At 40.8% G+C, this 9887-nt stretch carries 11 protein-coding genes; 10 read left to right on the forward strand and 1 reads right to left on the reverse strand.

The genetic code is table 11. The annotated features are described in order from the left end of the window. Window positions 1–50: 50 nt before the first annotated feature. The gene (locus QZ334_RS04940; protein ID WP_295232424.1) at window positions 51–926 is read right to left on the reverse strand and encodes an epoxyqueuosine reductase; all 876 of its coding nucleotides are present in this window, start codon (window positions 924–926) and stop codon (window positions 51–53) included. Between the two features lie 154 nt (window positions 927–1080). Here QZ334_RS04940 and QZ334_RS04945 point away from each other — a divergent pair, with 154 nt between their 5' ends. The 10 genes from QZ334_RS04945 to QZ334_RS04990 all read left to right on the forward strand — a co-directional run bounded on the left by QZ334_RS04945 (window position 1081) and on the right by QZ334_RS04990 (window position 9826). Beyond that, the gene (locus QZ334_RS04945) at window positions 1081–1863 is read left to right on the forward strand and encodes an FAD binding domain-containing protein (protein WP_119206559.1); all 783 of its coding nucleotides are present in this window, start codon (window positions 1081–1083) and stop codon (window positions 1861–1863) included. Continuing rightward, complete coding sequence (locus tag QZ334_RS04950) at window positions 1863–2318, forward strand: (2Fe-2S)-binding protein (protein WP_005387739.1); 456 nt, start codon at window positions 1863–1865, stop codon at window positions 2316–2318. The genes QZ334_RS04945 and QZ334_RS04950 overlap by 1 nt, the downstream gene beginning before the upstream one ends. Continuing rightward, a complete protein-coding gene (locus tag QZ334_RS04955) occupies window positions 2318–4612 on the forward strand; it encodes a xanthine dehydrogenase family protein molybdopterin-binding subunit (protein WP_295232429.1) in 2295 nt (764 codons plus the stop codon). The genes QZ334_RS04950 and QZ334_RS04955 overlap by 1 nt, the downstream gene beginning before the upstream one ends. A gap of 41 nt (window positions 4613–4653) precedes the next feature. Continuing rightward, entirely contained in the window at window positions 4654–5412 is a 759-nt protein-coding gene (gene yqeC, locus QZ334_RS04960) for a selenium cofactor biosynthesis protein YqeC (RefSeq protein ID WP_060923868.1), read from the forward strand. Between the two features lie 6 nt (window positions 5413–5418). Next, window positions 5419–6141 (forward strand): nucleotidyltransferase family protein, encoded by a 723-nt coding sequence (locus QZ334_RS04965; protein ID WP_213467633.1) that lies wholly within the window; start codon window positions 5419–5421, stop codon window positions 6139–6141. Continuing rightward, window positions 6138–6950: a selenium-dependent molybdenum cofactor biosynthesis protein YqeB gene (gene yqeB / locus QZ334_RS04970; RefSeq protein WP_060923866.1), complete on the forward strand. Its 813-nt coding sequence runs from the start codon at window positions 6138–6140 to the stop codon at window positions 6948–6950. Before QZ334_RS04965 ends, yqeB begins: the two co-directional genes overlap by 4 nt. Continuing rightward, window positions 6934–7662: an XdhC family protein gene (locus tag QZ334_RS04975; protein WP_060923865.1), complete on the forward strand. Its 729-nt coding sequence runs from the start codon at window positions 6934–6936 to the stop codon at window positions 7660–7662. Before yqeB ends, QZ334_RS04975 begins: the two co-directional genes overlap by 17 nt. Then, the gene (locus QZ334_RS04980) at window positions 7652–7966 is read left to right on the forward strand and encodes an XdhC family protein (protein WP_024066914.1); all 315 of its coding nucleotides are present in this window, start codon (window positions 7652–7654) and stop codon (window positions 7964–7966) included. Before QZ334_RS04975 ends, QZ334_RS04980 begins: the two co-directional genes overlap by 11 nt. A gap of 130 nt (window positions 7967–8096) precedes the next feature. Next, on the forward strand, window positions 8097–8909 hold the full coding sequence (cdaA, locus tag QZ334_RS04985) for a diadenylate cyclase CdaA (RefSeq protein ID WP_129823652.1): 813 nt from the start codon (window positions 8097–8099) through the stop codon (window positions 8907–8909). Next, window positions 8906–9826 carry a YbbR-like domain-containing protein gene (locus tag QZ334_RS04990; protein ID WP_295232434.1) on the forward strand — a complete coding sequence of 307 codons (921 nt, stop codon included), beginning with the start codon at window positions 8906–8908 and terminating at the stop codon, window positions 9824–9826. The genes cdaA and QZ334_RS04990 overlap by 4 nt, the downstream gene beginning before the upstream one ends. The last annotated feature ends 61 nt before the right edge of the window (window positions 9827–9887 follow it).

A 9887-nucleotide genomic window follows, 5' to 3' on the forward strand; every position in this document is an offset into this window, starting at 1 on the left:
TCTTAATAGACGTCACAGCCATTTTACATCTCAAATACAAATTATAATATCTATTTACCTTCAATAATATTTTGATTTCTTATTAATATTTTTTTCCCGCGCCAAGAGAATGCCCGATTACCATACTTAGCTTTGAATTCTTTGTTTGTTAGGGTCTCTAGTTCGTTAATATCTATGTACGGTTCTACGTGTTGAAATTCAGGTATGGGCGTTGTTGGGATATTTTGATTATGGGGACAGACCTCTTGGCATACATCGCAGCCAAATACGAGTGGCGTTTTTCTTATGATGGTTTCTTCCTCGTTTGTGAGATCTCCCTTTTTCTGTGTTAAGTAGCTTTTACAAGTATCATATTTGAATTCGTCGTGCCCTAAACATTGACCTAAGCATGCTGTAATACACCGATTACATCCCATACAGGATTGGCCGAGCGGTGTATTTGGCTCTAATTCTAATGTTGTTAAAATTGTTCCGATGACTACATAGGAACCCCATTTAGGACTGATAAAACAATTGTTTTTTCCATAAAAACCAAGGCCTGCTAAGTAGGCCATGTAACGATCTGCGAGGGGAGAGGTGTCACAATGTATAGAAAACTGAGCTGAAGTATCCATTTTTTGTAATTTTTCAGTAAGTTTTTTTAAATATTCATTAATGACCAGGTGATAATCTGTAGCCCATGTATAACGGGATAGATTAGATGGGCCACTATGCTCTACGTAGTACGGAAAGAGACATACGATAGCGCTTTTGGGCGTAAACTCTGTTGTTCCTAGCAATCGCTCTTCTACGTCGGCTGCTGTAAATGGACAGGGGTTACTTTCATACAAAATAGTTTTTGCATTTTCAGGTAGGGGCCAAGGGGCAATACCAAATTCATAAATATGTAATTCTTTGCAAAATTCTTGTAAATTTATATCTTTCATCGTAGATTTAGTAGCGAATAATTGGTAAAATAAAAGTATAAGAAACGTGAGGAATTCTATAGATTCCTGCTAGGTTTGTAGTTCGGTGATATCTGTATTTTTATGGTTATCATCCAGTACTGTTAGTATTAGTATACCATTGAGAGGACAGATTATGTTAGCATTTATGAAAGTATTACAACCGAAGACGGTGGAAGAGGCTTATGAATTAGCCACAAAAAACAAAACTGCCCCAATGCTAGCTGGCGGCTGTTGGTTGCGTTTAGGTCGACGCACATGGCCTGCAGTGATTGATATGGCTAGTCTTGACTTGCGTTATGTTCGTGAAGAGGATAACGAATTTGCCATTGGTGCTATGGCAACGCAAGGTGATGTGGAACGTTTTGAGCCATTACAACAATTCTGTGGTGGTGCTGTTGTTAAAGGTGTTAAGGAAATTCTTGGCATTCAATTCCGCAACACAGCTACTATGGGTGGATCTGTAGCAAGTAAATTCGGCTTTTCTGATATAATTCCGGCTCTATTGGCAGTACATGCAGACATCGTTACTTTTAAAGGTGGTCGCATGTCCATGCAAGACTATATGAAATACAGAGAACGTGATATCCTCGTGGAAATTCGCATTCCTAAAGTAGAGGTACCTGTAGCTGTTGAAGCTCTTCGTATCTCTCGTGGCGATTTCCCAGTATTGACAGGTGCTATTCGCCGTGATGATAAAGGCGTTGAATTGTACATTGGTACAAGACCTGGCGTACCTCAATTAGCAGAAAAAGCAAGTGCTTTACTTTCAGAAAAAGGATTGGCCGCAGCAAAAGAAGCAGGTCAATTAGCATCTGAAGAATTAGTTTACCAATCTAACTCTCATGCGTCCAAAGAATATCGCATGGAAATGGTAAAAGCAATGGTTCAACGCTTGGCTAAGGAGGTGGCACAATAATGGAATTAGTACTTAATATTAATAATAAAAATGTAACTGTTAATGTGCCAACTGATGAAATGTTGTTGGATACATTGCGTAATCTTGGTTACTACAGCGTACGTTGTGGCTGTGACACAACAAACTGTGGTCTTTGCACTGTATGGGTAGATGACGAAATTATCTTGTCTTGTGCGTACCCTACATTCCGTGCACCAGGTCACAAAATTACTACATTAGAAGGCTTACAAGAAGAGGCTGAATTGCTGGCGGATTGTATTGCTAGCGAAGGTGCTGACCAATGTGGTTTCTGTACAACGGGCATGATGATGAGTGCAATCAACTTGAAACGTAAAAATCCAAAGGCTAGTGATGATGAAATTCGCGAGTACCTCATCGGTAACTTGTGCCGTTGTACTGGCTATGAATCACAACTTCGAGGGGTTCGTAAATTCTTAGAAGGAGGCCTGAAATAATGAATAAGTACATTGGTAAGTCCTATGACAAAGTTGACTATAAAGGTATCTTGTCTGGTAAACCATCTTATACAGGTGATTTTGTTCCAAAAGATGCGCTCGTTATTAAGGTACTTCGTAGCCCTCATGCACAGGCGCGTATTAAATCTATCGATACATCTAAAGCTAAATTGATTCCAGGCGTTGAAGCAATCTTCACACATGAAGATGTGCCGAATACCCGCTTTACATTGGCCGGTCAAACATATCCAGAGCCATCTGCTTATGATGCTCTCATCTTGGATCCTGTAGTTCGCTATGTAGGCGATGAAGTGGCTCTTGTTGTGGCAAAAGATGAAGCTACAGCACTTAAAGCGATGCCTCTCATCAAGGTTGAATACGAAGTACAAAAACCTGTACTGGATATGCATACGGCTATCGATCATGAAACAGTAGTTCACCCTGAAGATGATATTCATAATAATATCCCTGTAGGTCAAGATTATAAACGCAATATTTGCGTATCTTATCATAAACGAGTAGGCGATATTGAAGCTGAACTTGCAAAATGTGATTATGTAGTAGATGGTACTTACTTTGACCAGGCTACACGCCAAACAGCAATGGAACCATTCCAAAGTTATGGTTACATTGATGCATTGGGCCGCGTAGTTATTGTATCTTCTACACAAATCGTATTTCATGTGCGCCGTCATATTGCGCGTGCATTAGGAATTCCGGCTACAAAGGTTCGCGTAATCAAACCTCGTATCGGCGGTGGTTTCGGTTCTAAACAAACGGCTTGCACAGAAATTATGACAGCTTTTGTGGCGTGGACATTGAAGAAACCTTGCTACCTCTTATACGATCGTACGGAAGCACAGACTTGCTCCACTACACGTCATGCTCGTGAATGGAAAATCCGTGTAGGTGCTACAAAAGATGGAATTATCAAAGTAATTGATATGGACTCCATTACTGATGCAGGTGCTCATGCAACTCACTGCTTCACTACTACTACAGCTGGTGAGCATAAGTCCATTCCTTTATACAATAAAGCGACAGCTGTCCACTACGGTACAGAAGGTGTATACATGAACCATACACCAGGCGGTGCATTCCGTGGTTATGGTGCTACAGAAGCGCTATGGCCATTAGAGTGTGCTGTTAATAATTTGGCGGATAAAATGGGCGTTGACCCTGCTGAATTGCGTCAAAAGAACTTGATTGCTCAAGGTGAACAAAGCTTGGTATACGCTCCGGATGAATACCTTGACTCTGGTCTATTCCAAGATACAGTAAACCGCGTAAAAGAAATGGCTCGTTGGGATGAGCGTCCTCATTCTTGGGATATTGACGAACGTTATCGCGGTGGCCTTGGCATGGCATTAGCGTTACAAGGTTCTGGTGTTGCTAACATTGACGTAGCATCTGTAGAAATTCGTCTTGGCGATGATGGTAACTACACATTGTATACGGGCTCTTCCGATATGGGCATGGGTGCTAATACTGTATTGACTCAAATGGCTTGTGAAATCATTGGCTGTCCTATGGAATACATGACTGTTGTTGAATCTGATACAGACATCGTACCATTTGATCCAGGTTCCTATGCATCTAGTACAACATACGTAACTGGTACGGCGGCGAAAATGGCTGCTGAAGAATTACGCACTAAGATTATTGCTAAGTTCGCTCAATTCTTCGATACAGATGTAGAAAACATCGACTTTGATGGCGTTGTAGCTACCACAAAAGATGGTTCTCAAACTATGGATATCCATCAATTAGCTCCAAAATTATTGGTAGGCGTTAATGCAGAACAATTGTCTGGTTTCGCTACATGGGGCAGTCATACGTCTCCACCTCCATTCATGGCAACTATTGCAGAGGTAAAAGTAGACAAACAAACTGGCAAGGTTATTCCGCTTCATACATATTCCTGCATCGATTGCGGTACTGTTATTAATCCTAAATTGGCTCGTGTTCAAGTTGAAGGCGGCGTAGTACAAGCTATCGGCATGGCGTTATATGAAGATGTGCGTTATTCTAATAATGGTCGCTTAGAGACTAATAACCTTATGACTTATAAAATTCCAACCCGTCAAGATATTGGCGAGTTACATGTAGACTTTGTAGAGTCTTATGAGCCGACAGGCGGATTTGGTGCCAAATCTATTGGTGAAGTTGTTATTAATACGGCTAGTCCAGCTATTCAACATGCTATTAAAAATGCAGTTGGTGCGGACGTTCGTACATTACCTATGACACCTGAGAAGGTATTTATGGCTATGGACGAGAAATATAAAGTATAGAGATTTCTATTTACTTTTCCTTTCTAAGGAGGCCTGGTTTTATGACATCACAAACATCCTATTGGAATCGATTGATTCAGCCGGGAATCGTGGCCCTTGTTGGGGCAGGCGGTAAAACGACTGTGCTTTCAAAATTAGTAGAATATGGAAGGCTGAAAGGTCAGCCCATCGTAGTTACGACTACGACTCGACTCTATGAATCTCAAGTGGCTCATTATGAACCGATTTATACTCGAAATATTAATGAAGCTGATGAATATTGTACTGATCGTATTTTGCGTGGATATTGTGGTGCGTGGTTCTCTGGCATTACAGGAACAAAAGTGGACTCCTTAGATTGTGATCTTATCGATGGTTTAGCAAAATTGCATCCGAACTGGCAAATTGTAGTGGAAGCAGATGGGGCAAAGGAAAAATGGCTTAAGGCGCCTAAGACGACTGAGCCAGTCATCCCATCTCTCACAAAGACTACGATTGGTCTTGTGAATTTACAAATGTTAGGAGCGCCGCTTGATGATGAGCACGTGCATAACATCGAGCTCGTTCAAGATATTGTGAAACGCGATATGGGTGCCATTGTAACGCCACGCATGTTGGCTGATCTTGTGCTCCATAAACAAGGTTTATTCCAATACAGTAAAGGTAAAAAAATTCTGTTCTGTACTGGTTATGAAACGGTGCAACATCGTATCATTGATGATTTTATTGATCATATTGTAGATAGCGACATTTCCGATATCATCTTAGCTGATGGATACAAAGCAAGTTGTGAAATCCGTCGCATTATTCAATGTCGGTAGGTACTCATGTCTTATGTGAAAGCAAAATCTAATACCGCTTTCAGTCCCATGAGAGACCCCATAGACCGTCGTCCTTTGCATATTGGCATTGTCCTCCTCGTAGGAGGTCAATCCAAGCGCATGGGATGTAATAAGCAACTTTTGCCTTGGCGTGGTAAAACTGTTTTAGATGCGGTCTGTGGGGCTCTTCATTGTGGATGGAATGATTCGGTAGAACTTACTGAATCCTGTAAACTACCTTTTGTAGCGGTTACTGGTGATGATCATGAAAGATTAGAACCTATAGTTACGAGCTATGGGTTTGAAGTGGTTCAGAATGAACATCCTAATCGTGGACAAGGCCTGTCCATAGCAATAGGAGTACGTCATTTGGTAGAAAACTCACCGATACCGCTAGACGGCATTCTTTGTTCTGTAGGGGATCAACCACTATTGACTGGGAATGTTGTACATCAGGTTATTAGTGCATTTAGTGATAACTTTCATTCGAAAACTATCGTCGTCCCGCATTATGGGGCGAATTATCAGTCGGGAAATCCTGTTCTATTTGGTTCACATTGGTTTGAATCATTGCAACATATCCAAGGGGATCAAGGTGGCAAAACTATCATTCGCGGTAGTGGTAAAGACCATGTTATCAAATTGTGGATTCGTGACGATGTTGGATATGATATTGACACACCCGATGATTTTGAGCGTTTGAAACAACGTGAAAGTGAGGCATTATGAAACCATTAGTCCTTATGCGCGGAGGCGGAGACATCGCTTCTGGCGCTGTATATAGATTGAAACGTGCAGGCTATCCTGTGGTGATTAACGAAATCGCCATTCCTACCATGATTCGCCGTGAAGTATGTTATGGCAATGCTGTACATCGTGGAGAAATGATTTTGGAACGCTTTGTAGCACGTCATGTAGCCCTTAGTGAAGTAGCAGATACGTTGGCACAAGGTGTTATTCCCGTTGTGACTAGTTCATATGAAGAGCTACTTGATACATTGAAGCCAGCTATTGTTGTAGATGCTATTTTAAGTAAAAAGAATCTTGGTACCAAACGTGATGATGCAGATCTTGTCATTGGTGTGGGGCCTGGATTTACTGCAGGGCATGATGTAGATGTTGTTATTGAAACCATGCGCGGTCATTACTTAGGTCGTTGCATCTATGATGGTCCAGCGCAGCCTAATACGGGGATTCCCGGTAATGTAGGTGGTTATACTCATGAACGTGTTATTCACTCACCAAAGGCTGGTCTGTTTACAGCTAAGCGCCATATTGGCGATTCTGTACAAGCTAATGAAGTCATTGGTTATGTAGATAAAGAGCCAGTGCGGGCAAAAATTACAGGTATTCTTAGAGGTATTCTTAAGAGCGGACTCATCGTATCCGACCATTTTAAATTGGCCGATGTAGATGCTCGTTGTGAAGAAGCTCATTGTTATAGTATTTCAGATAAATCCCTTGCCGTTGGTGGCGGTGTTTTAGAAGCTGTTACTGCATGGGATTATGAAAGGAATCAAGATGGAAACGATCTATGATGTGATGAAAGACCGTCTTCAGCTTACAGAAACTACGCTGATGGTTACTGTATTGTCTGGCCCTCGTCAAGGGGATAAGACAATTTATGCTGAAGATGGTAGTGTTTTGTATGGTACACCAATCGAAGGCTTTATGGTAGATAAAGCAAAGCTTAATTCTTTATGTATGGTAGGCGAAGTGGAATGTTTCGTACAACCTGTAGAAAACGATCCATCTGTTCTCGTATTGGGTGCTGGTCATGTGAGCCGTGCTATTACGGATTTATTATTATTTATCGGGTGTCGTGTAACCGTTGTAGATGACCGCCCAGAATATGTAGTTCCTGAATTCTTTGATGAACGTGTAACTCGTAAATGCTTACCATTAGAAAACTTTAAAAATGATCTACCTCTTGATGAATATAATGGGTTTATCATTGTTACTCGTGCTCATGAGTATGATAATGTATGCTTAGAACAATTGCGCGATTATTTGCCAACTTATATGGGTGTTATGGGCAGTCAAAAGCGTATTCATTATGCATTTGAAGTATTGCGTGAACAAGGTTGGACACAAGAAGAATTAGATATGGTATATGCACCAATTGGTCTAGACTTAGGTGCACAAACTCCTGAGGAGATTGCATTATCTATCGTTAGTGAATATTTGGCAGTGGTGCGTGGTAAAAAAGGCGGCTCATTGCGGAAAGGTAGAGTGAGCCATGAATCGTGAGTTTATTGAATATTTAAGTGCTCGTAAAAATGAAACACTAGCTGTAGCTACTATTTTATTTACCCGTGGTTCTACACCGCGTAAGGCTGGCACATCTATGGTAGTATTCCCAGATGGATCTATCTTTGGTACTATCGGTGGTGGTCGTGCTGAAAATGAAATTCGCCTAAGTGCTGTTGATTCCTTGAATAAAAAAGAAGCACATCGTCGTATCGAAGTTCTTTTAGATGACGATGTAGCTGTAAAAGAAGGTATGGTGTGTGGCGGACAGATGGATGTGTGGATTGAAACACAAAATATTTAAGTCTATAACTATAGAAAAATCATATCTTATAATTGTTTATAAATTTACAGTGCTTCTAAAATGAGTTAAAATATAAGGTACAGCCAAGTAGTTGGTTGTACCTTATTATTTTGTATAAGGAGCTATTTTTATGCATATTGACGCACTTATACATACCTTTAGGCTTCTTGATATTGCTGATATCTTAATCGTTGCCGTAGGTATTTATTACTTATATAAATTGCTTAAAGATACACGGGCCGTTTCTCTTTTGAAGGGCCTTGTTATACTAGCAATTCTAAATTTATTGAGTCATTTGCTGAATCTATATGTTATCAATTGGATTTTGCAACAAAGTATGACTGTTCTTCTCTTCGCATTACCTGTAGTATTCCAACCGGAATTGCGTCGTGCTTTAGAACAATTGGGCCGTGGTCGAATTTTCAGTAAGGCACAGAATGTCAACGAAGAGGAAATGGATATGACTATCAATGAAGTGATGGCGGCGGCCCGCGTTATGTCTCGTGAGCATACTGGGGCACTTATCGTTTTTGAACGTGAAGTGGGCCTCAATGACTTTGTTGATACAGGCATTTTAATTGATGCTGTGTTGAGCCGTGAACTAATTAAAAATATTTTCGTTCCTAGTACACCACTTCATGATGGGGCGCTGATTATCCGCGATGGACGTATTCGTGCAGCAGGGTGTTTGTTGCCACTAACTGAGGATCGTACATTGAGTACTGAACTTGGTACACGTCACCGTGCAGCCATCGGTTTGTCTGAACAAACTGATGCTGTCGTTGTTGTGGTCAGTGAGGAAACGGGGACAATTTCCTACACCTATGGCGGTCATATCTATCGCCATTTACCGGAAGATCAAATTAAAGAAGCGTTGCGTACATTTATGGAACGCCCTCGTCAAACCATTACTGGTATGTGGAAATGGGGGGCAAAAAAATGATGATACATTTGAAACGCAATTGGCCAGCTAAGTTGTTATCATTGCTAGCCGCTATCGTCATGTGGTTCTTTATCATGCGAGATCAGAACCCTGTGATGGAGGTAACCTATACAGTACCTGTTCAAGTCCAAAATCTTGATTCCCATTATATTATAGAAGATGCACCTGATGTAGCACGCATTGTCCTTTCGGGCCCTCGCGATACGATTATGGCTATAAAGGCAGATAATCTTCGTACATATATTGATGCATCTGGTGTAAAACCAGGTCAAAATAATGTAACCATTGGATTTACCCCTCCAGCGGGGATGAGCCTTGTGGAGGTTAAGCCTGATACTGTAACAATTAATGTAGACGAATATGCAGAGCGGAAAATACCGGTTGAAATTGTTCCAATTGGTAAGTTCTCCGACGATGTTGCTCTCAAGTCAGTAACTATTGTACCGAAAGAGGTAACTGTATCTGGACGTAAACAGCTCGTTAACGCTGTAAATAAGGTTGTTATGAAGGTTAATATCTCTGGTCAAACTAAGAACTTTAGTGCTGTTAGTACGTTAGAAGCCTGGGATATATCTGGTAATGTATTAGATGTACACATCAATCTGAGCCAAGGTCAAGCGCAATATGAACTAAACTTATTGCGTAAAGATAAAGCGGTTCCTATTACAGTACCAACGGCGGGGACGGTAGCTGATGGGTATGAAGTTAAGTCTATATCCGTTACACCAACTCAATTAACTGTGACTGGTCGAGAAGAAATGATTGATTCTGTTTCAGAAATTCAAACAGAACCAATTGATCTTACCGGTGTAACGAAGGGCATTCAAGGTAATTACAACTTAGTATTACCGAGTGGTGTCAATAGTAATGTTACTACAGTACATGTTAAGGTAGATATACAAAAGAAAACTACGTAGCTAAAAAGACCCTATACGTAGCTAAAAAAGACCCTAATAGAGTAGATTCATAACTCTATTA

This window comes from Veillonella sp., assembly GCF_019414865.1.
Taxonomy (GTDB): domain Bacteria; phylum Bacillota; class Negativicutes; order Veillonellales; family Veillonellaceae; genus Veillonella.